Origin of the sequence: Adhaeribacter pallidiroseus (genome assembly GCF_003340495.1) — a bacterium.
Lineage (GTDB): Bacteria > Bacteroidota > Bacteroidia > Cytophagales > Hymenobacteraceae > Adhaeribacter > Adhaeribacter pallidiroseus.
On the sequence record NZ_QASA01000001.1, the window covers coordinates 4,060,406 to 4,079,374 of the forward strand.

Below are 18,969 nucleotides of genomic sequence, written 5' to 3' on the forward strand. Positions count from 1 at the left end.
CTTCTTTTACAGGAGAGCTTTTTAAAATTTAAGACTTAAATAATCGTGTTTCCAGATTGCGTATAATAAGCTAAAGCTGTTTCCGCATCCAGATAATCCGAATTATACTCTTTCTTATCTGCATGAATAAAAAGACAAGTTTTACCTTTTACTTCATCAATTATTTCGGAATAATTTTCCATGGGCAAAGCAGGACACCCCTGGCTACGACCTAAACGTCCGTGTTGGGCAATAAATGCATCGCTTACGTAATCGGCTCCGTGCATTACCACACAACGTTCCAGCGCATTAGTATTAAAATCTTTATCCATCCCCACCAGCTTCAACGATTTACCATGCTTACCTTGGTAAATATTTTGGGTTACGTAAAAGCCTAAACTACTTTTTTCGGAGCTAATGGTATTATCAAACTCTTCGGCTAAGTTAGCGCCAGAGTTTTTACCGTGAGCCACTAAAGAATTATAAACTACTTTTTTGGAAGCTAAATCAATTACCCACAAACGTTTCTCGGTAGATGCCTTATTAAAATCAACAATGGTCAACAATTTTTTATCGGATAGCTGGCCTTGTGCTTTTAGATTAAGATAACCCAATAGAGCTTCGTTAAAAACGTTTAATGATAAACCGGTTTGCTCTAAACCAATCTCTTCGTAGATTTTGTATACATCCACCTGAAAGGCAGCAAACCGGATCGCTTCTGAAGTAGCCGCCGATAAATGCGTTTTTTCCGTTTTACTGTCGTTACTACCGGCTGGTAGCGAAAAATGCGCAAAGAAAAAAGGTGCCAAAAAAGGGATAATGCGCCTAATCCGACGATTACCTTTCTTTACTTTCCGGATAATACCTTTATTTTCCTGTACCATTTCTTTATCTATTTACTAGAGAAAATTAGTTCTTACCAATAGTATTAAACTTTATATACGTTTTCAAACGATTAAGTCCTGTAACGTTGTTACTATTGAGTTGTACAATTCAAATATTGTAAGTTCTAAACGACATTTTCCCCCGCAAAGTTCAAGTATTCATATCTGACACCTTGGTCTAGAGTAGCTTCATAGCAGTAAAAAGCCTAAATGGCAAGCGCTGCTCAACAAAACATTCATTTCAATTTTTTAAATTTATTGTTTTCTATGTCTATAAAACAACAAAAAAAGCTCTGGTACAAACAGAGCTTTTTTTTAATTTAAAAAATTATTTCTTTTCAGGTTTCTTCTTTACCAAAATAAAGACTTCTTCCGTAGGCCGTTTCATATAATATTTTTCCCGGGCGTATTTTTCTAATAGTTCCGGGTTGCTCATCAGTTCGGTACGATCTTTCTGAACTTCGGCTATTTTTTGAACGTAGTATTCTTTATCTGTTTCTAAATCATTCAGTTTTTTGCTCATCTGGTATTGCGTTACAAAATCATTGGCGTCGAAAAAAACCATCCAAATCAGAAAAGTAACTGTTGATATAAAATAAAAACTTCTGATAAATCGAGGCAACCGTATCCGCATACACCAAATATATTAAAAAAAACAGGACGGCAAAACTAAATATTTACCGTCCTGCTCATCTAAATTTTAAAAAATTACATTTTCTTACCGGGGAAATAAGCAGTTTCACCCAGTTCTTCTTCTATACGAAGCAATTGGTTATATTTCGCCATCCGGTCGGAGCGGGAAGCAGAACCTGTTTTGATCTGACCAGTATTTAAAGCTACTGCTAAATCGGCGATGGTGTTATCTTCTGTTTCCCCAGAACGGTGGCTCATGATACTCTTATAGCCATTTCTCCGGCCTAAATTAATAGCGTTAATAGTTTCGGTTAAAGTACCAATTTGATTTACTTTAATTAAAATGGCGTTGGCAATCTTTTCGTCGATCCCACGCTGTAAGCGGTTTACATTTGTTACAAACAAATCATCGCCTACTAATTGTACCTGATCACCGATAGATTCTGTTAACGATTTCCAACCAGTCCAATCGTCTTCATCCATACCATCTTCAATAGAGATAATAGGATATCTTTTGCTCCAATCAGTCCAAAAACTTACCATTTCAGAAGAAGTAAGTTTATCACCCGTCGATTTTTTGAAGTGATACTGACCGCTGGAAGCATCATAAAACTCAGAAGCAGCGGCATCCATAGCGATCATTACTTCATCACCTGGCTTTCGGCCGGCAGCTTCAATTGCCTGAAGTACTACTTTAATAGCATCTTCATTAGACTTGATATTTGGAGCAAACCCACCCTCGTCACCTACGTTAGTAGATAATCCTTGCTTATGCAGTACATTTTTTAAATTATGAAAAATTTCTGAACCCCAACGCATAGCTTCTGTAAAGCTACTTGCTCCAACCGGCATAATCATGAATTCTTGAAAATCAATAGAGTTATCCGCATGACTTCCCCCATTCAAAATATTCATCATGGGCACTGGTAAGGTATTGGCATTTACCCCTCCTACGTACCGGTACAAAGGCATTCCCAGCACTTCGGCTGCGGCACGCGCAATCGCTAAAGAAACTCCCAGAATAGCGTTAGCACCTAAATTACCTTTGTTAGCAGTACCATCTAATTCCAGCATAATATTATCGAGCCTGTTTTGTTCAAATACATTCTCGCCAATTAGCTCCTCCGCAATTTTCTCGTTTACATTTTTAACAGCGTTTAAAACACCTTTACCCATGTATTGCGATTTATCGCCATCCCGCAATTCTACGGCTTCGTGCTTACCAGTAGATGCTCCCGAAGGAACTGCCGCCCGACCTATAAATCCATTATCAGTTATCACATCTACTTCCACAGTAGGATTACCTCTTGAATCAAAAATCTGGCGTGCTTTTACGCTTGATATCAAAGTCATATTATATAAATGATTAAATGAAACTATAACATTAATGGATACAATACTAGTAATAAAGTGGTAAATAACTCTAAGATTGATTAACCATTTTTAAGTAATTGAATGAAATTATCAAAAAGGTAATTAGAATCATGTGGCCCTGGAGATGATTCAGGATGGTATTGAACCGAAAATGCTTTCTTACCTTTTATGCGAATACCTTCAATAGTACCGTCATTTAAGTTTATATGTGTAACTTCTACCTTGTTATTATTTTTGATGGCCTCTCCATCAACAGCAAAGCCATGATTTGAGAAGTAATCTCGCACTTACCAGTAATTAAATTTTTAACTGGGTGATTTAATCCCCGGTGGCCATTATGCATTTTATAAGTTGCAATGCCGTTAGCTTGAGCCAATACCTGATGCCCCATACAAATGCCAAATAGTGGTTTGTCTCGTTCTAATATTCGGTTTACACTTTCAACAGCTATAGTAGTAGCGGCAGGATCACCTGGTCCATTGGAGATAAAGTATCCGTCTGGTTCCCATGCTTCCATTTCTTCGAAAGTGGCATTAAAAGGAAAGACCTTGCACTCACATCCTCGAGTTACCAAATTATGAATAATATTTTTCTTTACTCCTAAATCCAAGATAGCTACTTTAAATTCCGGATTTTCGGGTTTTAAGGTGTACTCTTCCAAAGTACTTACCTGCGATGCTAACTCTAAACCATGCATAGAAGGCGTTTGAATGAGTTTTTCTTTTAAGACTTCAATATCCGTAATCTCCGAAGAAATAATAGCATTCATAGCTCCTTTATGACGGATATGCCTTACTAATTCTCTCGTATCTATTTCACAAATACCTACAATGCCTGCATTTTCGAAGTAAGTCTGCAAAGAGCCTTCAGCCGATCGGCGAGAAAAAAATTCTGAAAATTCTTTACATACCAGTCCTTTTATCTGAACTTGCTTTGATTCTACTTCATAATTTAAAACGCCATAATTACCCACATGGGAAACGGTGGTGATAACTATCTGTCCGTAGTAAGAAGGATCAGTAAAAATTTCTTGATAACCTGTCATTCCGGTGTTAAAACACAACTCACCGGAATTAGTACCAATACATCCCAAACTTTTACCCTTCCACTGGGTTCCATCCGCTAATAACAGAACGGCGTCTACAGTTTTTTTTTCTTTCATAAATCTAGATTTTTGCAAAAATAAAAAAGGGATATGATTAAATCATATCCCTTCTAGTATATCTTAACTATAAACAATCACTTATTTAAACTTCTTCGTTAGTTGAATTTAAAGTTTCTAAATTATCAGCAGACACCGAAGGTTCAGCAGAACTCTGTGAAGAACTAACTGCGGGGCTATCTTTCTTTTTACCACCTCTTCTTCTCGTTCTGGTTCTGGACTCTGTAGCACTTGCACTAGCACCTAGCATAGCGTCATTGTAATCAACTAGTTCTATAATGCACATGTCAGCGTTATCTCCCAAACGGTTTCCAGTTTTCAAAATACGAGTATATCCTCCGGGCCGATTAGCGATTTTGCCAGAAATTTGGTCAAAAAGCTCTTTCAAAGATTCCTTATTTTGCAAATAAGAAAATATTGTTCTTCTAGAATGCGTAGTATCACTTTTAGATTTAGTTAAAAGAGGTTCTACGTATTTTCGCAACGCTTTTGCTTTAGCAACGGTGGTAGTAACGCGTTTGTGCAAGATTAGTGATGATGCCATATTAGACAACATCGACTTACGATGAGCGGATGTTCTGCCTAAATGATTTATTTTTTTACCGTGTCTCATTTTTATTAATCTTCATCTAATTTGTATTTGGACAGATCCATTCCAAAATTCAATCCTTTTTCTTCTACCAGGTTTTCCAATTCCGTAAGAGATTTCTTTCCAAAATTCCTAAATTTCATCATATCCTGCATATCAAGCTGCACTAAATCGCCCAGAGTTTTAATATCAGCTGCTTTTAAGCAATTATAAGCTCGAACTGAAAGATCCATATCATGCAAAGGCGTTTTTAAAACCTTGCGCATGTGCAACATTTCTTCATCTACAGCTTCTTCCTCCTCGGGCTTTGCCGTTTCAAAAGTCATAGTATTGTCAGAGAACAACATAAAATGTTGAATCAAAATATGAGCGGCACCTTTTAAAGCTTCCTCCGGGTGAATGGAACCATCCGTTTGAATATCTATGGAAAGCTTCTCATAATCCGTTTTTTGTTCAACCCGGGTATTTTCAATGCTATACTTTACATTCTTAATAGGTGTAAAAATGGCATCAATAGCTATTTGCCCAAAAACTTGTTCATTTGGTTTATTCTCATCTGCTGGAACATACCCACGACCTTTCTGAAGAGTTAATTCAATTTCAAAATTAACGGAAGGTTCCAGATGGCAAATTACTAGATCCGGATTTAGAACCTGAAAACCATTAGTAAATCTATTAATATCTCCAGCCTGGAAGGTATTCTTATTTGAAATGGTAACGGTAATTTTGTCTTCAGTAGCTTCGTTCACTTTTTTGAATCGCACCATTTTCAAATTGAGGATAATTTCGGAAATATCCTCCAATACTCCTTCGATAGTTGAAAACTCATGCAAAACCCCAGGGATCCGAATAGCTGTAATAGCATAACCTTCTAATGAAGACAATAATATTCTTCTTAGAGCATTACCTATAGTTACACCGTATCCTTTTTCCAAAGGTTTAAATTCAAATTGACCATGAAAGTCGTCAGCTTTTTCCATGACAACCTTTTCTGGCATTTGAAAGGCTAATATTGACATATATTGTAATATTATAGTTATGATTAATTAAGTTCGAAAGCTTATTTAGAATAAAGCTCAACGATTAATTGTTCTTGAATTTTTTCTGGTATCTGATCCCTCTCTGGTTCAGATACAAATTTACCTACCATCTCTTTGCCATCCCACTCAAGCCAGTTAAATTGACGAGCATTACGGGCACTTAAACTAGTGGTGATTGCCTCTAAAGACTTAGATTTTTCACGTACTCCAATAGTTTGACCTGGTTTTAAGCTGTAGGAAACTATATTTACAAGCTCACCGTCAACTAAAATGTGCTTGTGCAAAACTAATTGACGTGCTGCTCTTCGGGATGGAGCTATTCCTAAACGGTATACAGTATTATCTAACCTTGCTTCTAACAAACGAAGTAAGTTTTCCCCGGTTATACCTCCTTTACGATGTGCCTTATCAAACAAGTTTGCAAATTGCTTTTCTAATACTCCGTAAAGGTATTTTGCCTTCTGTTTCTCCATTAACTGAACCGCATATTCAGATTGCTTTTTTCTGCGACCTCTACCGTGCATACCTGGAGGGTAAGCTTTCTTTTGCAAAGCTTTACTTGCCCCAAATATAGGTTCATTAAATCTTCTTGAAATTTTGGTCTTTGGACCAGTGTATCTTGCCATTTTATTAATTAGTCAGGAAAATAAGTTCGTCAATTATTCTAACTTATTAAACTCTTCTTCTTTTAGGTGGTCTACAACCATTATGCGGAAGAGGAGTTACGTCTTTGATAGTTGTAACTTCAATTCCTGCACCTTGCACTGTTCTGATGGCAGATTCTCTACCTGCCCCAGGACCTTTTACAAAAACTTCCGCTTTGCGCATTCCTAGCTCATGTGCTACTCTAGCACAATCAGAAGCAGCCATCTGAGCGGCATATGGAGTATTCTTTTTAGAACCTTTAAATCCCATTTTACCAGCAGAAGCCCAAGAAATAACTTGCCCGTTGTTATTTGTAATTGAAATTATAATGTTGTTAAAAGATGCTTTGATGTGTACTTGTCCCATTGACTCTACAACAACTACACGTTTCTTAGCTTTATCTTTTCTTTTTTGAGCCATATCAAATTAATTATTTAGTAGCCTTTTTCTTATTAGCAACTGTTTTCCGTTTCCCCTTACGAGTACGTGAATTATTTTTTGTCCTCTGACCTCTCACAGGCAAGCCTTTTCTATGTCGAAGACCTCTGTAAGATCCAATATCCATTAACCTTTTTATATGCAACTGCACTTCGGATCTTAATACACCTTCAGTCTTATGCTCAGTTGCAATAACGTTACGAATGGCTCCAGCTTCTTCTTCTGTCCATTCACTTACTTTTTTATCCCAGCCTACACCAGCTTTGTTTAGTATTGATTGGGATGCTCTACGACCTATTCCATAAATATAGGTAAGTGAAATCTCCCCTCTCTTTTTATCTGGAATATCTACTCCTGCTATTCTAGCCATATAAAATAATTATCTTATCCTTGTCTTTGTTTATACCGTGGATTTTTCTTGTTAATTACATAAAGCTTACCTTTTCGGCGAATTATTTTGCAATCAACGCTTCTCTTTTTAACAGATGCCTTAACTTTCATTTTTTTATTTGTATCTATAAACTATTCTTCCTTTAGAAAGATCATATGGCGACATCTCAATTTTCACTTTATCACCTGGCAAGATTTTGATATAATGCATCCTCATTTTACCGGAAATATGAGAAATAACTTGGTGTCCATTTTCTAATTCTACTCTAAACATTGCGTTAGACAATGCTTCAACTATTGTCCCATCTTGTTCGATAGAAGACTGTTTAGCCATAAATTATTATTCTTCCTGATCTATATACTTAAAAGTGGTTAATATTTCTGCTTGATCTTTTCTAACTACAACAGTATGTTCGAAATGTGCAGAAGGCTTATTATCTTTGGTTCTAATAGTCCAACCATCACTTTCTTGAAAAATATTTTTACTACCTAAATTAACCATAGGTTCAATTGCCAATACAAGCCCTTCTTGTAATTTAATGCCAGAACCTCTTCTTCCATAATTTGGAACTTCAGGAGCCTCATGCAAGTTTTTGCCTATACCATGTCCAACTAACTCCCGAACAACCGAAAATTTTTTACTTTCTACATATTCTTGAATAGCGGAACTAACATCTCCTAATCGGTATCCTGCAATTGCCTTATCTATTCCAAAATACAACGACTCTTTAGTTGTATTTAGTAGCTCTTTGACTTCAGGTTGAACAAAACCTACTGCATGCGTGTAAGCAGAATCTGTATGAAAGCCTTTGTACAATACTCCACAATCGATAGAAACAATATCTCCCGATTTTAGTTCATAATCACTTGGAAGCCCATGTACTACAACGGAGTTAACAGAAATACATAAACTATATTTGTAACCATTGTAACCTTTAAAAGAAGGAAAAGCACTATGATCTTTGATAAACGTTTCTGCCTGAAGATCAAGGAACTTTGTAGATACTCCTTCTTTAATATTTTTAAAAACCTCTCCATGAGTTTTACCTAAAATATCGGCTCCCTCACGTAATAAGTTAATTTCTTCCTCTGTTTTATAATAAATCATTTTAGGAAGCCAAAGCGATATTTTGAGACCGGCCTTTAAGTTTTCCGGACTTCATCATACCATCATAGTGGCGCATAAGTAAATAACTTTCGATCTGATTAAGTGTATCAAGAACTACTCCCACTAATATGATCAAAGAGGTACCCCCAAAAAAAGCCGAAAACTCGCGAGTTACTCCGAATAACAAAGCAATTGAAGGAAATATAGCAATAAGAGCTAAGAATAATGCACCAGGCAGAGTAATTCGATCAAGAATATCTCCTATGTATTCAGATGTAGCGATTCCCGGTTTTACACCAGGTATGAAACCTCCACTTCTCTTTAAATCATTAGAAATTTGGTCAGGATTGACACTTATTGCTGTATAAAAATAGGTAAATACAAGAATTAGAAATCCAAATAAAGCATTATACTGCCAACTTGTATAATCGGAGAAAGTAGTTCCAATATAGGATGCAGTTTCACTAGTATCACGCCAAATAGAAGATATTAATGCGGGTATAAACATCAAAGATTGTGCAAATATAATTGGCATAACACCAGCAGCATTAACTTTTAATGGTATAAATTGCCGTTGACCACTATATTGAGTTGATCCTCCTACTTGCTTTGCGTATTGAACAGGTATTCTACGTACGGCTTGAGTTAACATAACTACAGCCATAACAACAAAGTATAGAACTACTAATTCTAAAATAAAAATCAAAATTCCATTCAATCTTTTAGATAAAAGCTCTTGTAGTATAGCACTGGGTAACCTTGAAACGATACCAATCATAATCAGCATAGAAATTCCATTTCCAATACCCTTATCAGTAATCTTTTCACCTATCCACATACAAAACATAGTTCCTGCAGTGAGTATAATAATTGAGGATACTGTGAAGGTTATATTACTAACAGCAATAGCTTCAGCATTAATTGTAGCGATAAAACCTATAGATTGAGCAGCTGTAATAACAATTGTTAAAACTCTTGTGTATTGATTAATCTTCTTTCTACCCGATTCCCCTTCTTTTTGAAGTTTTTGAAAATAAGGTACAGCAATAGTAAGTAATTGTAAAACTATAGATGCTGATATGTAGGGCATTATACCCAATGCAAATATAGAAGCATTGCTGAATGCACCCCCAAGTAAAGTGTCCAATAAGCCAAATATTCCTTGTGAGTTAGATTGTAGCTTAGAAGAATCAATACCTGGTAAAACAACGTAAGAACCTAAACGGAAAATAGCAATAAAACCTAAGGTATTTAAAATTCTAGTCCTTAGGTCTTCTATTGCAAATATATTCTTAACTGTTGCGATAAACTTTTTCATAAAAATTAGATGAGTACTATTTTACCCCCAGCTTTTTCTATTAGTTCAGATGCAGATTTAGAAAATGCGTGAGCGTGTATCTCAACAGCACTATTTATTTCTCCTCTTCCCAGTATTTTAACTTTATCATTTTTAGAGACAAGCCCATGTGATTGCAAAAAAACTAAATCTACAATAGTTGTATTCTGATTAACAACTAAGGCTGAAATAACATCTAAGTTTATAGGAGCAAACTCTAATCTATTAAAATTTTTAAACCCAAATTTAGGTACACGTCTCTGTAAAGGCATTTGTCCACCTTCAAAACCTAATTTACTTGAATAACCTGAACGTGACTTAGCTCCCTTATGCCCACGTGTAGAGGTACCTCCACGACCAGAACCAGTACCTCTACCAATTCGTTTCCTATCTTTAACTGAACCAGGTGCAGGTTGTAATAAGCTTAAATTCATTGCTATAATTCTTTAACTTCTACTAAATGATGAACTTTACGTAGCATTCCCGCAATTTGTGGAGTACTTTCCACAAGAACAGATTTACTTATTTTACCTAAACCTAAAGCCTGTATAGTAAGCTTTTGATTTTTAGGACTATCTATTATACTTTTAACTTGAGTAATTTTTATTTGAGACATAGCTATTATCCATTAAAAACTTTAGATAGATTAACACCTCTCTGTTGAGCTACTGCTAACGGATCACGCATTCTCGATAACGCATCAAATGTAGCTTTAACTACGTTATGTGGATTTGAGGAACCTTTAGACTTGGCCAATACATCCTTTATTCCTGCACTTTCAAAAACAGCACGCATTGCACCACCCGCAATCACACCTGTACCCGCAGCAGCGGGTTTTACCAATACAAATCCTCCAGAAAATTTACCTTCAATGGCATGTGGAACGGTATGGTGGTAAACTGGAACTTTAACTAAGTTTTTCTTAGCATCATCTATTCCCTTAGCAATAGCATCAGTAACTTCATTAGCTTTTCCTAAACCATAACCTACTACGCCATTTCCATCACCAACCACTACTATTGCCGAAAAACTAAACCTACGACCTCCTTTCACTACCTTAGCTACCCGTTTAATTGCAACTACTTTTTCTTTAAGGTCTATTTCACTAGCTCTTACTACTCTTAGATTATTCTTTGACATATATTAAAATTTAAGGCCACCTTCACGGGCACCTTCAGCTAATGATTTAACTCTACCGTGATACAAGTACCCAGATCTATCAAAAACAATTTCTGTAATTCCGATTTCTTGTGCTTTGCTTGCTAAAGTTTTTCCAACTTGTGATGATACCTCAACTTTAGATCCATTACTAGACTCCAAAGAAGATGAAGAAACTGAAATAAGTGTTCTTCCTTCCAAGTCATTAATGAGCTGAGCGTAAATAGCTTTGTTACTTCTAAATACAGATAAACGGGGTTTATTGGCTGTACCAGAAATCTTTGTTCGGATACTTCTTCTTATCCGTAATCTTCTTTCAGACTTTTGAATTGACATGGTTATACTTTATTTAGATGCTGTTTTACCAGCTTTTCTTCTAACTACTTCACCAACAAACCGAATACCTTTACCTTTATATGGCTCCACCTTGCGCAAAGATCTGATTTTTGCTGCTACTTGACCAATTAATTGTTTGTCAATGCTCTCCAATATTATAACAGGAGCTTTACCTTTTTCATTAACAGCACTAGCTGTAACCTCACTGGGTAAAGCAAGAAAAATATTATGAGAATAACCTAAAGATAATTCAAGAGTATTATTAGCAGCAGTAGCTTTGTACCCCACGCCAACTAATTCTAATTGTTCTTTGTAACCATTACTAACTCCAACTACCATGTTGTTGATAAGAGACCTATAAAGTCCATGCATGGCTTTATGACGCTTTTGTTCTGTTGGTCTTTCAATTAATATTTGGCCATCAACCTTTGATAATTTTATATCCCGATCTACTTGAGTTTGAAGAGTACCTTTAGGTCCCTTTACTTGAACAAGATTATCTGAATTTAGCGTAACTTCAACGTTTGATGGTAGTGTGATGGGTAATTTACCTATACGTGACATGATTTAAACCGTTAATAAACGAAACACAATACTTCTCCACCAACATTAAGCCCTTTAGCTTCTTTCTCCGTCATTACACCTTTAGATGTAGATAAAATTGCCACACCTAAACCGTTTAATACACGTGGAAGATTTTCAAAATGGACATACTTCCGTAAACCTGGCTTACTAATTCTTTCTAGGTTTACAATAGCAGATTGCTTCGTTGATGGATTATACTTAAGTGCAATCTTTATCGTACCTTGTACAATTGAATCATCAAACCGATAACTCTGAATATAGCCCTTTTCATGCAATACTCGAGTTATTTCCTTTTTTATTTTGCTAGATGGAATTTCAACTATGCGGTGATTTGCTTTAATTGCATTTCGCAAGCGAGTTAAAAAATCTGCTATAGGGTCTGTATTCATTAGGAATAAAAAATTTTAAAGCTCATTTTTTAGAGCCGCAAAGATACTATAAATAATATTAAAAAAAATTACCAGCTTGATTTAGTTACACCCGGAATTTTACCCGCTGAGGCTAACTCTCTAAACACAACTCTAGATATACCAAACTTTCTAATATATCCTCTTGGTCTACCTGATAATTTGCAACGATTATGCAAACGTACTGGAGAAGCATTCCGAGGTAATTTGTCTAGTGCTTCATAATTTCCAGCTGCTTTAAGTTCTTTTCTTTTAGCAGCATATTTTTCAACAGCCTTTTGTTTTTTAAGTTCGCGGGCTTTTACTGATTCTTTCGCCATTGTATTACTTCTTTAAATTCTGAAAAGGCATTCCAAATGCTTTAAGCAATTCATAACTTTCCTCATCATTTTGCGCAGTAGTTACAAATGTTATATCCATTCCTGATATTGCTTTGATCTTATCAATACTAATCTCAGGAAAAATGATTTGCTCTTTAACACCCAAGGTATAGTTTCCACGACCATCAAATCCTTTATCGTTTATACCTCGAAAATCACGTACACGTGGTAATGCTATTGTTAAAAGACGATCCATAAATTCATACATCTGGTCCCCTCTTAAAGTAACACGTGCACCAATTGGCATACCTTCACGTAGCTTAAAGTTGGATACAGAATTTTTTGCTTTTGTAGCTACTGCTTTCTGACCAGTAATTGTTGTTAACTCATCAACCCCAATATCAACCAATTTCTTGTCAGCTACAGCATTACCAATACCTTTATTAATACAAATTTTAGTTATGCGCGGAACCTGCATAATGCTCTTGTACTGAAACTTTTCTTTCAGTGAAGACATTATTTCCTTTTGATACTTTTCCTTTAATCTTGCAGTTGCCATATTAAACTAGTTCTCCAGATTTCTTTGAATAACGCTGCAATTTTCCCTCAGCGTTTGTCTTTTTGCCAGTTCTTACTACCTGACTTCCCTCCACCAACATTACATTGCTTGCGTGAATTGGGGCTTCCTTCTGAGTAATGCCACCATTTGGAGTTTTTGCTGTTGGTTTGTTGTGCTTTGTTACCATGTTTAAACCTTCAACAATAACCTTATTACTTTTTGTCAGGACAGACACAATTCTTCCAGCTTTGCCTTTTTCGTTTCCAGCAATCACCTTAACAGTATCTCCTGTTTTCACATGGATTTTATGTGATTTTTCTAATGTTTGCTTCATAACTATAAAACTTCAGGTGCTAGCGACACTATTTTCATAAACTGTTTTTCTCTTAACTCACGTGCTACTGGACCAAAAATGCGTGTTCCTCTTGGCTCGTCATTATTGTTAAGCAAAACAGCAGCATTATCATCAAAACGTATGTATGAACCGTCTTTTCGACGAATCTCTTTTTTCGTTCTAACTATAACGGCTTTAGAAACAGAACCTTTTTTTACATTACCAGAACTAAGTGCCGATTTTACCGTTACAATTATTTTATCTCCAATAGAAGCATATTTTTTACCGGTTCCGCCTAAAACGCGAATGCAAAGTACTTCTTTTGCACCGCTATTATCTGCTACCGATAATCTTGATTCTTGCTGTATCATACTTTATTTAGCTCTTTCAATTATTTCTACTAAACGCCAATTTTTGGTTTTACTTAATGGTCGCGTTTCCATGATTCGAACAGTATCGCCAACTCCACATTCGTTCTTCTCATCGTGAGCAGTAAATTTAGTAGACTTAGAAACAAATTTTCCATAAATAGGATGCTTCATTTTGCTTTCTACAACTACTGTGACAGATTTGTTCATTTTATTTGATACAACTCTACCTGTTTTTTCTTTTCTTAAATTTCTTGCTTCCATTCTATTATTATAATTGAGAGCTTGGATTTAATTCTTTAGCACGTAATTCTGTTTTAAGTTTAGCAATAATCTTACGTGATTCCTTTATTTTTAAAGGGTTTTCTAATGGAGAAATAGAATGAGCAAACCGCAAGTTTTGGCTATTTGTTTTTTCTGTAGCTAAGCGCTCTTTTAACTCAACTAATGTGAGCGCTTTTATTTCGGAATATTTCATGATTATCTTTCAATGTAATCTCTACGTACAACAAATTTAGTTTTTACTGGCAATTTTTGAGCTGCTAATCTTAAAGATTCTTGCGCGGTAGCTAGATCGACACCATCCGATTCGAATAAGATTGTGCCGGGCTTTATAACCGCAACCCAATATTCTGGAGAACCTTTACCTTTACCCATTCGAACTTCAGCTGGTTTTTTTGTAATGGGCTTGTCAGGAAATATTCGGATCCAAACCTGACCTTCTCTTTTCATCGCCCGGGTCATTGCAATACGTGCAGCTTCAATTTGGCGACTAGTAATCCAGGATGCTTCTAACGATTTTATCGCAAAAGAACCAAAGGAAATAGTGCTGCCTTTATAAGCAAGCCCCGTAACCCGGCCTTTATGCATTTTTCTATATACGGTCCTTTTTGGCTGTAACATAATAACTTTTTATTATTAGCAATTACTTAAATTAACGACGGCTACCAGTTGAGCCACTTTTATTTGAGCCACCTCTATTACTAGGCCCTCTAGCACCACGATCTCCACCTCGGTTTTCTCCACGATCATTCCGGTCGTTTCTACCCCGACTATTACGATCACCTCCTCTTTCATTTCGATCATTACCACGTTCATTTCTTGGTAAATTAGTAGGAGCGTTTGCTGGCTTTACTGGTTCTTGATTTGGAGAAAGATCTTTTTTACCAAATACCTCACCCCTAAATATCCATACTTTGATGCCTAGTTTGCCATAAACAGTTTGTGCTTCAGATAATGCATAATCAATATCAGCACGCAATGTATGTAAAGGAGTTCGGCCTTCTTTGTAATGCTCTGTACGAGCCATTTCAGCACCACCTAATCGGCCAGAAACTTGTATTTTAACTCCTTCTGCACCTACACGGATTGCGGAAGCAATTGCCTGCTTCATTGCTCTACGAAAAGATATTCTTGCTTGTAATTGCTGAGCTACAGATTCACCAACTAATTTAGCGTCTAACTCAGGTCTTTTTATTTCAAAAATGTTAATTTGAACATCCTTATTAGTGATCTTCTTTAACTCTTCTTTAATTTTATCAACTTCCTGACCACCTTTACCAATTACAACACCTGGTCGAGCTGTATTAATGGTTATAGTAATTCTCTTAAGGGTTCTTTCCAAAACGATCTTGGAAATTCCGCCTTTTGGAATACGCGCTAGTATATATTTTCTTATTTTTTCATCCTCGATAAGTTTTTCAGCAAAATCTTTACCGCCATACCAGTTGGAATCCCATCCTTTTATGACACCTAGTCTAAAACCTACCGGATTAACTTTTTGTCCCATTTCTAAACTATTTGGCTTTATCAGATTTTTTTGAAATATGTATCAATTCTTCTTCAGAAATGCTATCCACTATTAATGTGACATGGTTAGAACGCTTTCTTATTCTATGACCACGACCTTGTGGAGCTGGTCTTAACCTTTTAAGCATTTTCCCCTCATCCACAAAGATTTTTTTGATGACTAAGTTTGCATCCTCTATGCGAACCTCTTCATTTTTTTGTTGCCAATTAGATAAAGCAGATAAAAGAAGCTTTTCAATTTTATCTGCTCCTGCATTTGCTTCAAATTTTAACAAACTCAAAGCTTTGTTAACACTCTTTCCTCGTACTAAGTTCGCAACTAATCGCATTTTCCGAGGTGAGGTTGGAACATTTTTCAATTTAGCTATAGCTTCCATGATTATCTTTTACCTTTATCTTTCTTAGCAACGTGACCTCGAAAATTACGAGTAGGTGCAAATTCGCCTAATTTATGTCCTACCATATTTTCAGTTACGTAAACAGGAATAAATTTATTTCCATTATGTACCGCAAATGTATGCCCAACAAAATCAGGTGAAATCATGGAACGCCGTGACCAGGTTTTTATAACAGCCTTTTTGCCTGAACCATCCATCGCAGTTACTTTATTCTCGAGCCGGAAGTCAATATAAGGCCCTTTTTTTAATGATCTTCCCATTACTATTTTTTACCTCTATTAACAATCAGATTTTCTGAATATTTATTTTTATTACGTGTTTTTCTTCCCTTAGCGTATAAACCTTTCCGAGAACGCGGATGACCTCCTGAAGACTTTCCTTCACCACCGCCCATTGGGTGGTCTACTGGATTCATAGCAACACCGCGCACTCTAGGGCGAATACCTAACCATCTGCTTCGGCCAGCTTTCCCTAAATTTTCATTCATATGATCTGCATTCGAAACTGTACCAACTGTTGCAACACAATTGACTAATACCATACGCATCTCACCTGACGGTAGCTTTAAAGTAGCATACTTACTTTCACGAGCTACTAACTGGGCATAAGTACCTGCGCTTCTTGCTAAAGTACCACCATTACCTGGCATGAGTTCGATATTATGTACAATTGTACCCAGTGGAATATCTGTTAATGGTAAGCAATTACCAACTTCTGGGGCTACGCCTGGTCCTGATATTACTGTACTGCCTACCTTTAAACCAGCTGGGGCTAATATATAACTTTTATCACCATCAGCGTAGTAAAGCAAAGCAATACGAGCTGTACGATTTGGGTCATACTCAATGGATTTTACGGTTGCAGGTACACCATATTTATTTCTTTTAAAATCTATTAACCGGTACTGTTTTTTGTGACCACCGCCTATGTAGCGCATTGTCATTTTACCGGAATCGTTTCTACCACCAGATTTTGATATTGGTGCCAACAAAGATTTTTCGGGAGTTGAAGAAGTTATTTCTTCAAACTCCGGCGCTATTCTGAATCTTTGACCTGGAGTTGTTGGTCTTAATTTTTTTAAAGCCATTTTATGTTAATTAAATGCTGCTATAGAAATCAATTACATCACCTTCTTTCACAGTAACAATTGCTTTTTTTACAGTTGGCTTTCGCCCTGAAACTACACCAGCTTTGGTATTTTTCGTCTTTAATTTACCTTGAATTCGCATAGTAGCCACTTTTTCAACTGTTACACCATAGAGCTTTTCAATATGCTTTTTGATTTCTACTTTATTTGCGCTTTTACCTACTTCGAATGCATATTTACCTTTTTCATTCAAAGCCGTCATCTTCTCTGTTACAAGAGGTCTTTTTAAGATTTCCATTTCTATCTTTTATAGATTTGTTCTAGTACACTTACTGTATCCTCTGTTAAAAGTAATTGATCTGTATTTAATAGATCGTAAGTAGTTAAACTTGCAGCTGTAGATACTTTAACTTGTGATAAATTACGGCTAGATAAAAAAACATTCTCGTTAGCCTCTGAAGTAACAACTAATGTTTTTTTTCCTGGCAATGGTAAATTAGATAATATAGATTTAAATTCCTTTGTCTTTGGCTGTGCCATACTAATTGGTTCCACTAAAGCAATCTTTTTATCTCTCATTAAAGTAGATAAAGCAGATAATCTTGCTAAGGACTTAACCTTTTTATTCAATTTAAAAGAATAATCCCGTGGTCTAGGACCAAAAACTCTACCACCACCAATAAAAACGGGTGACTTCATAGAACCAGCACGAGCTCCACCAGTGCCTTTTTGCTTTTTCAGCTTCTTAGTTGTACCAGAAACTTCATTGCGCTCTTTTGATTTATGTGTACCTTGCCGTTTGTTAGCCAGGTACTGTTTTACATCAAGATACATGACATGGTTATTCGGTTCAATTCCAAATATTTCATCTGAAAGAGTTACCTTTCTGCCGGTATCTTGTCCATTAATATTTAATACAGAAAGTTCCATTTTATTTCTCTAATACAACAAATGAATTTTTGGCACCTGGAACAGAGCCACTAACCAAAATTAAATTCTTTTCAGCTAAAATGCGCATAACACGCAAATTTTGAATTTTAACACGATTGTTGCCCATACGGCCAGCCATTCGCATTCCTTTAAAAACTCTTGAGGGCCAAGAGCAAGCACCAATTGAACCTGGGTGCCTAGCACGGTTATGCTGGCCATGGGTTTGGCCACCAACACCGCTAAAATTATATCTTTTCACTACTCCTTGAAAACCTTTACCTTTAGATGTACCTACAACATCTAAAAATTCACCTTCTTCAAAGAGATCAACACCTATAGTATCTCCTAATTTAAAACTTTCATCTTCTGTTCTAAATTCAACGAGTTTAGACTTAGCAGATGCATTTGCTTTTTTAAAGTGACCACCTAATGCTAGTGATACTTTCTTTTCTTTTACGTCGCCAAACCCTAATTGGACAGCTTGGTAACCATCCACTTCTACTGTTTTAACCTGTGTAACAACACAGGGACCTGCCTGAATCAATGTAACAGCTACACTTTTTCCTTCAGGAGTGAAGAGGCTTGTCATTCCGATTTTTTTACCGATAATTCCAGGCATTCTATTCTCTAATTAATTTAAAATAAATCCTTAACCTTTCGTTAAGGGAGTGCAAAGATAATAAATTTAATTTTCAATTTACAAACTTTATCTTGCAAATAATTAACAACATACATAAAAAAAGAACCAGAAAAATACTCTGGTTCTTTTTTTATGTATGTTAAGTTCGTCATACTTTTATCTCTACATCTACCCCACTTGGTAATTCTAATTTCATCAACGCATCTACCGTTTTGGAACTTGTTGAATAAATATCTACCAAACGCTTATAGGTACACAATTGAAATTGCTCTCTTGCTTTTTTATTTACATGTGGAGATCTTAACACAGTAAATTTATCCTTTTCTGTTGGTAACGGAATAGGTCCACTTACAATTGCACCAGTCGCTTTAACTGCCTTCACAATTTTCTCCGAAGACTTATCAACCAAGTTGTGATCGTAAGATTTTAATTTTATTCTTATTTTCTGATTCATCTTATT

At 36.0% G+C, this 18,969-nt stretch carries 33 protein-coding genes and 1 pseudogene; all 34 read right to left on the reverse strand.

What is annotated here, in order from left to right; translation table 11 throughout:
• Positions 1-35: 35 nt before the first annotated feature.
• Positions 36-863 carry a murein L,D-transpeptidase catalytic domain family protein gene (locus tag AHMF7616_RS16240; RefSeq protein WP_115373846.1) on the reverse strand — a complete coding sequence of 276 codons (828 nt, stop codon included), beginning with the start codon at positions 861-863 and terminating at the stop codon, positions 36-38.
• Between the two features lie 328 nt (positions 864-1,191).
• Entirely contained in the window at positions 1,192-1,497 is a 306-nt protein-coding gene (locus tag AHMF7616_RS16245; RefSeq protein WP_115373847.1) for an FtsB family cell division protein, read from the reverse strand.
• A 74-nt stretch (positions 1,498-1,571) separates the two neighbouring features.
• On the reverse strand, positions 1,572-2,849 hold the full coding sequence (gene eno / locus AHMF7616_RS16250) for a phosphopyruvate hydratase (protein ID WP_115373848.1): 1,278 nt from the start codon (positions 2,847-2,849) through the stop codon (positions 1,572-1,574).
• 80 nt (positions 2,850-2,929) lie between these two features.
• Positions 2,930-4,032 (reverse strand): annotated as a pseudogene (gene carA, locus AHMF7616_RS16255) (glutamine-hydrolyzing carbamoyl-phosphate synthase small subunit).
• Between the two features lie 85 nt (positions 4,033-4,117).
• Positions 4,118-4,645 carry a 50S ribosomal protein L17 gene (rplQ, locus tag AHMF7616_RS16260; RefSeq protein ID WP_115373849.1) on the reverse strand — a complete coding sequence of 176 codons (528 nt, stop codon included), beginning with the start codon at positions 4,643-4,645 and terminating at the stop codon, positions 4,118-4,120.
• Positions 4,646-4,650: 5 nt separating this feature from the next.
• Entirely contained in the window at positions 4,651-5,640 is a 990-nt protein-coding gene (locus AHMF7616_RS16265; protein WP_115373850.1) for a DNA-directed RNA polymerase subunit alpha, read from the reverse strand.
• A 41-nt stretch (positions 5,641-5,681) separates the two neighbouring features.
• Entirely contained in the window at positions 5,682-6,287 is a 606-nt protein-coding gene (gene rpsD, locus AHMF7616_RS16270) for a 30S ribosomal protein S4 (protein WP_115373851.1), read from the reverse strand.
• 46 nt (positions 6,288-6,333) lie between these two features.
• Positions 6,334-6,726, reverse strand: a complete 393-nt coding sequence (rpsK, locus tag AHMF7616_RS16275; RefSeq protein WP_115373852.1) for a 30S ribosomal protein S11 — start codon at positions 6,724-6,726, stop codon at positions 6,334-6,336.
• Between the two features lie 10 nt (positions 6,727-6,736).
• Entirely contained in the window at positions 6,737-7,114 is a 378-nt protein-coding gene (gene rpsM, locus AHMF7616_RS16280) for a 30S ribosomal protein S13 (RefSeq protein WP_115373853.1), read from the reverse strand.
• Between the two features lie 14 nt (positions 7,115-7,128).
• Positions 7,129-7,245: a 50S ribosomal protein L36 gene (rpmJ, locus tag AHMF7616_RS16285; protein ID WP_045688470.1), complete on the reverse strand. Its 117-nt coding sequence runs from the start codon at positions 7,243-7,245 to the stop codon at positions 7,129-7,131.
• Positions 7,246-7,249: 4 nt separating this feature from the next.
• Positions 7,250-7,468 carry a translation initiation factor IF-1 gene (gene infA / locus AHMF7616_RS16290; protein WP_026461690.1) on the reverse strand — a complete coding sequence of 73 codons (219 nt, stop codon included), beginning with the start codon at positions 7,466-7,468 and terminating at the stop codon, positions 7,250-7,252.
• Positions 7,469-7,474: 6 nt separating this feature from the next.
• Positions 7,475-8,242, reverse strand: coding sequence for a type I methionyl aminopeptidase (gene map, locus AHMF7616_RS16295; RefSeq protein WP_115373854.1), 768 nt, complete (start codon positions 8,240-8,242; stop codon positions 7,475-7,477).
• Position 8,243: 1 nt separating this feature from the next.
• Positions 8,244-9,560, reverse strand: a complete 1,317-nt coding sequence (secY, locus tag AHMF7616_RS16300) for a preprotein translocase subunit SecY (protein WP_115373855.1) — start codon at positions 9,558-9,560, stop codon at positions 8,244-8,246.
• Positions 9,561-9,565: 5 nt separating this feature from the next.
• The gene (rplO, locus tag AHMF7616_RS16305) at positions 9,566-10,012 is read right to left on the reverse strand and encodes a 50S ribosomal protein L15 (RefSeq protein WP_115373856.1); all 447 of its coding nucleotides are present in this window, start codon (positions 10,010-10,012) and stop codon (positions 9,566-9,568) included.
• 2 nt (positions 10,013-10,014) lie between these two features.
• The gene (gene rpmD / locus AHMF7616_RS16310) at positions 10,015-10,194 is read right to left on the reverse strand and encodes a 50S ribosomal protein L30 (protein ID WP_115373857.1); all 180 of its coding nucleotides are present in this window, start codon (positions 10,192-10,194) and stop codon (positions 10,015-10,017) included.
• Between the two features lie 5 nt (positions 10,195-10,199).
• Complete coding sequence (rpsE, locus tag AHMF7616_RS16315; RefSeq protein ID WP_115373858.1) at positions 10,200-10,718, reverse strand: 30S ribosomal protein S5; 519 nt, start codon at positions 10,716-10,718, stop codon at positions 10,200-10,202.
• A 3-nt stretch (positions 10,719-10,721) separates the two neighbouring features.
• A complete protein-coding gene (rplR, locus tag AHMF7616_RS16320; protein WP_115373859.1) occupies positions 10,722-11,072 on the reverse strand; it encodes a 50S ribosomal protein L18 in 351 nt (116 codons plus the stop codon).
• A 9-nt stretch (positions 11,073-11,081) separates the two neighbouring features.
• Positions 11,082-11,636 (reverse strand): 50S ribosomal protein L6, encoded by a 555-nt coding sequence (gene rplF / locus AHMF7616_RS16325; RefSeq protein ID WP_115373860.1) that lies wholly within the window; start codon positions 11,634-11,636, stop codon positions 11,082-11,084.
• A gap of 11 nt (positions 11,637-11,647) precedes the next feature.
• Entirely contained in the window at positions 11,648-12,046 is a 399-nt protein-coding gene (gene rpsH, locus AHMF7616_RS16330; protein WP_115373861.1) for a 30S ribosomal protein S8, read from the reverse strand.
• Between the two features lie 68 nt (positions 12,047-12,114).
• Positions 12,115-12,384: a 30S ribosomal protein S14 gene (rpsN, locus tag AHMF7616_RS16335; protein ID WP_115373862.1), complete on the reverse strand. Its 270-nt coding sequence runs from the start codon at positions 12,382-12,384 to the stop codon at positions 12,115-12,117.
• A 4-nt stretch (positions 12,385-12,388) separates the two neighbouring features.
• On the reverse strand, positions 12,389-12,943 hold the full coding sequence (rplE, locus tag AHMF7616_RS16340) for a 50S ribosomal protein L5 (RefSeq protein ID WP_115373863.1): 555 nt from the start codon (positions 12,941-12,943) through the stop codon (positions 12,389-12,391).
• Between the two features lies 1 nt (position 12,944).
• A complete protein-coding gene (gene rplX / locus AHMF7616_RS16345; RefSeq protein ID WP_115373864.1) occupies positions 12,945-13,277 on the reverse strand; it encodes a 50S ribosomal protein L24 in 333 nt (110 codons plus the stop codon).
• Between the two features lie 2 nt (positions 13,278-13,279).
• The gene (rplN, locus tag AHMF7616_RS16350) at positions 13,280-13,648 is read right to left on the reverse strand and encodes a 50S ribosomal protein L14 (protein WP_115373865.1); all 369 of its coding nucleotides are present in this window, start codon (positions 13,646-13,648) and stop codon (positions 13,280-13,282) included.
• Positions 13,649-13,651: 3 nt separating this feature from the next.
• Positions 13,652-13,909 (reverse strand): 30S ribosomal protein S17, encoded by a 258-nt coding sequence (gene rpsQ / locus AHMF7616_RS16355; RefSeq protein ID WP_115373866.1) that lies wholly within the window; start codon positions 13,907-13,909, stop codon positions 13,652-13,654.
• A gap of 7 nt (positions 13,910-13,916) precedes the next feature.
• Positions 13,917-14,123 carry a 50S ribosomal protein L29 gene (gene rpmC, locus AHMF7616_RS16360; protein ID WP_115373867.1) on the reverse strand — a complete coding sequence of 69 codons (207 nt, stop codon included), beginning with the start codon at positions 14,121-14,123 and terminating at the stop codon, positions 13,917-13,919.
• A gap of 2 nt (positions 14,124-14,125) precedes the next feature.
• Positions 14,126-14,548, reverse strand: coding sequence for a 50S ribosomal protein L16 (rplP, locus tag AHMF7616_RS16365; protein ID WP_115373868.1), 423 nt, complete (start codon positions 14,546-14,548; stop codon positions 14,126-14,128).
• Positions 14,549-14,579: 31 nt separating this feature from the next.
• Positions 14,580-15,434 carry a 30S ribosomal protein S3 gene (gene rpsC / locus AHMF7616_RS16370; protein ID WP_115373869.1) on the reverse strand — a complete coding sequence of 285 codons (855 nt, stop codon included), beginning with the start codon at positions 15,432-15,434 and terminating at the stop codon, positions 14,580-14,582.
• Positions 15,435-15,441: 7 nt separating this feature from the next.
• Positions 15,442-15,831, reverse strand: coding sequence for a 50S ribosomal protein L22 (gene rplV / locus AHMF7616_RS16375; protein WP_115373870.1), 390 nt, complete (start codon positions 15,829-15,831; stop codon positions 15,442-15,444).
• A gap of 2 nt (positions 15,832-15,833) precedes the next feature.
• Positions 15,834-16,112: a 30S ribosomal protein S19 gene (rpsS, locus tag AHMF7616_RS16380; RefSeq protein ID WP_106930162.1), complete on the reverse strand. Its 279-nt coding sequence runs from the start codon at positions 16,110-16,112 to the stop codon at positions 15,834-15,836.
• A gap of 2 nt (positions 16,113-16,114) precedes the next feature.
• On the reverse strand, positions 16,115-16,939 hold the full coding sequence (gene rplB, locus AHMF7616_RS16385; protein WP_115373871.1) for a 50S ribosomal protein L2: 825 nt from the start codon (positions 16,937-16,939) through the stop codon (positions 16,115-16,117).
• Between the two features lie 10 nt (positions 16,940-16,949).
• Positions 16,950-17,237: a 50S ribosomal protein L23 gene (rplW, locus tag AHMF7616_RS16390; protein WP_115373872.1), complete on the reverse strand. Its 288-nt coding sequence runs from the start codon at positions 17,235-17,237 to the stop codon at positions 16,950-16,952.
• Positions 17,238-17,239: 2 nt separating this feature from the next.
• Positions 17,240-17,869 carry a 50S ribosomal protein L4 gene (gene rplD, locus AHMF7616_RS16395; protein WP_115373873.1) on the reverse strand — a complete coding sequence of 210 codons (630 nt, stop codon included), beginning with the start codon at positions 17,867-17,869 and terminating at the stop codon, positions 17,240-17,242.
• A 1-nt stretch (position 17,870) separates the two neighbouring features.
• Positions 17,871-18,488 (reverse strand): 50S ribosomal protein L3, encoded by a 618-nt coding sequence (rplC, locus tag AHMF7616_RS16400; RefSeq protein ID WP_115373874.1) that lies wholly within the window; start codon positions 18,486-18,488, stop codon positions 17,871-17,873.
• Between the two features lie 169 nt (positions 18,489-18,657).
• Positions 18,658-18,963, reverse strand: coding sequence for a 30S ribosomal protein S10 (rpsJ, locus tag AHMF7616_RS16405; protein ID WP_106930172.1), 306 nt, complete (start codon positions 18,961-18,963; stop codon positions 18,658-18,660).
• Between the last annotated feature and the right edge of the window lie 6 nt (positions 18,964-18,969).

What these genes read in the sequence shown, in the direction of transcription:
- rplB (WP_115373871.1), bottom strand. Translation starts at nt 16,939, where the DNA reads ATGGCTTTAAAAAAATTAAGACCAACAACTCCAGGTCAAAGATTCAGA.
- AHMF7616_RS16245 (WP_115373847.1), bottom strand. Translation starts at nt 1,497, where the DNA reads ATGCGGATACGGTTGCCTCGATTTATCAGAAGTTTTTATTTTATATCA.
- rplQ (WP_115373849.1), bottom strand. Translation starts at nt 4,645, where the DNA reads ATGAGACACGGTAAAAAAATAAATCATTTAGGCAGAACATCCGCTCAT.
- rplN (WP_115373865.1), bottom strand. Translation starts at nt 13,648, where the DNA reads ATGATACAGCAAGAATCAAGATTATCGGTAGCAGATAATAGCGGTGCA.
- rplX (WP_115373864.1), bottom strand. Translation starts at nt 13,277, where the DNA reads ATGAAGCAAACATTAGAAAAATCACATAAAATCCATGTGAAAACAGGA.
- rpsH (WP_115373861.1), bottom strand. Translation starts at nt 12,046, where the DNA reads ATGAATACAGACCCTATAGCAGATTTTTTAACTCGCTTGCGAAATGCA.
- rpsN (WP_115373862.1), bottom strand. Translation starts at nt 12,384, where the DNA reads ATGGCGAAAGAATCAGTAAAAGCCCGCGAACTTAAAAAACAAAAGGCT.
- rpsE (WP_115373858.1), bottom strand. Translation starts at nt 10,718, where the DNA reads ATGTCAAAGAATAATCTAAGAGTAGTAAGAGCTAGTGAAATAGACCTT.
- rplF (WP_115373860.1), bottom strand. Translation starts at nt 11,636, where the DNA reads ATGTCACGTATAGGTAAATTACCCATCACACTACCATCAAACGTTGAA.
- rplP (WP_115373868.1), bottom strand. Translation starts at nt 14,548, where the DNA reads ATGTTACAGCCAAAAAGGACCGTATATAGAAAAATGCATAAAGGCCGG.
- rpsS (WP_106930162.1), bottom strand. Translation starts at nt 16,112, where the DNA reads ATGGGAAGATCATTAAAAAAAGGGCCTTATATTGACTTCCGGCTCGAG.
- rpmC (WP_115373867.1), bottom strand. Translation starts at nt 14,123, where the DNA reads ATGAAATATTCCGAAATAAAAGCGCTCACATTAGTTGAGTTAAAAGAG.
- rplC (WP_115373874.1), bottom strand. Translation starts at nt 18,488, where the DNA reads ATGCCTGGAATTATCGGTAAAAAAATCGGAATGACAAGCCTCTTCACT.
- rpsJ (WP_106930172.1), bottom strand. Translation starts at nt 18,963, where the DNA reads ATGAATCAGAAAATAAGAATAAAATTAAAATCTTACGATCACAACTTG.
- rplR (WP_115373859.1), bottom strand. Translation starts at nt 11,072, where the DNA reads ATGTCAATTCAAAAGTCTGAAAGAAGATTACGGATAAGAAGAAGTATC.
- rplW (WP_115373872.1), bottom strand. Translation starts at nt 17,237, where the DNA reads ATGGAAATCTTAAAAAGACCTCTTGTAACAGAGAAGATGACGGCTTTG.
- rpsK (WP_115373852.1), bottom strand. Translation starts at nt 6,726, where the DNA reads ATGGCTCAAAAAAGAAAAGATAAAGCTAAGAAACGTGTAGTTGTTGTA.
- rpsQ (WP_115373866.1), bottom strand. Translation starts at nt 13,909, where the DNA reads ATGGAAGCAAGAAATTTAAGAAAAGAAAAAACAGGTAGAGTTGTATCA.
- secY (WP_115373855.1), bottom strand. Translation starts at nt 9,560, where the DNA reads ATGAAAAAGTTTATCGCAACAGTTAAGAATATATTTGCAATAGAAGAC.
- eno (WP_115373848.1), bottom strand. Translation starts at nt 2,849, where the DNA reads ATGACTTTGATATCAAGCGTAAAAGCACGCCAGATTTTTGATTCAAGA.
- rpmD (WP_115373857.1), bottom strand. Translation starts at nt 10,194, where the DNA reads ATGTCTCAAATAAAAATTACTCAAGTTAAAAGTATAATAGATAGTCCT.
- rpsM (WP_115373853.1), bottom strand. Translation starts at nt 7,114, where the DNA reads ATGGCTAGAATAGCAGGAGTAGATATTCCAGATAAAAAGAGAGGGGAG.
- rplV (WP_115373870.1), bottom strand. Translation starts at nt 15,831, where the DNA reads ATGGAAGCTATAGCTAAATTGAAAAATGTTCCAACCTCACCTCGGAAA.
- AHMF7616_RS16265 (WP_115373850.1), bottom strand. Translation starts at nt 5,640, where the DNA reads ATGTCAATATTAGCCTTTCAAATGCCAGAAAAGGTTGTCATGGAAAAA.
- rplE (WP_115373863.1), bottom strand. Translation starts at nt 12,943, where the DNA reads ATGGCAACTGCAAGATTAAAGGAAAAGTATCAAAAGGAAATAATGTCT.
- AHMF7616_RS16240 (WP_115373846.1), bottom strand. Translation starts at nt 863, where the DNA reads ATGGTACAGGAAAATAAAGGTATTATCCGGAAAGTAAAGAAAGGTAAT.
- rpsC (WP_115373869.1), bottom strand. Translation starts at nt 15,434, where the DNA reads ATGGGACAAAAAGTTAATCCGGTAGGTTTTAGACTAGGTGTCATAAAA.
- rpmJ (WP_045688470.1), bottom strand. Translation starts at nt 7,245, where the DNA reads ATGAAAGTTAAGGCATCTGTTAAAAAGAGAAGCGTTGATTGCAAAATA.
- infA (WP_026461690.1), bottom strand. Translation starts at nt 7,468, where the DNA reads ATGGCTAAACAGTCTTCTATCGAACAAGATGGGACAATAGTTGAAGCA.
- rpsD (WP_115373851.1), bottom strand. Translation starts at nt 6,287, where the DNA reads ATGGCAAGATACACTGGTCCAAAGACCAAAATTTCAAGAAGATTTAAT.
- rplD (WP_115373873.1), bottom strand. Translation starts at nt 17,869, where the DNA reads ATGGAACTTTCTGTATTAAATATTAATGGACAAGATACCGGCAGAAAG.
- rplO (WP_115373856.1), bottom strand. Translation starts at nt 10,012, where the DNA reads ATGAATTTAAGCTTATTACAACCTGCACCTGGTTCAGTTAAAGATAGG.
- map (WP_115373854.1), bottom strand. Translation starts at nt 8,242, where the DNA reads ATGATTTATTATAAAACAGAGGAAGAAATTAACTTATTACGTGAGGGA.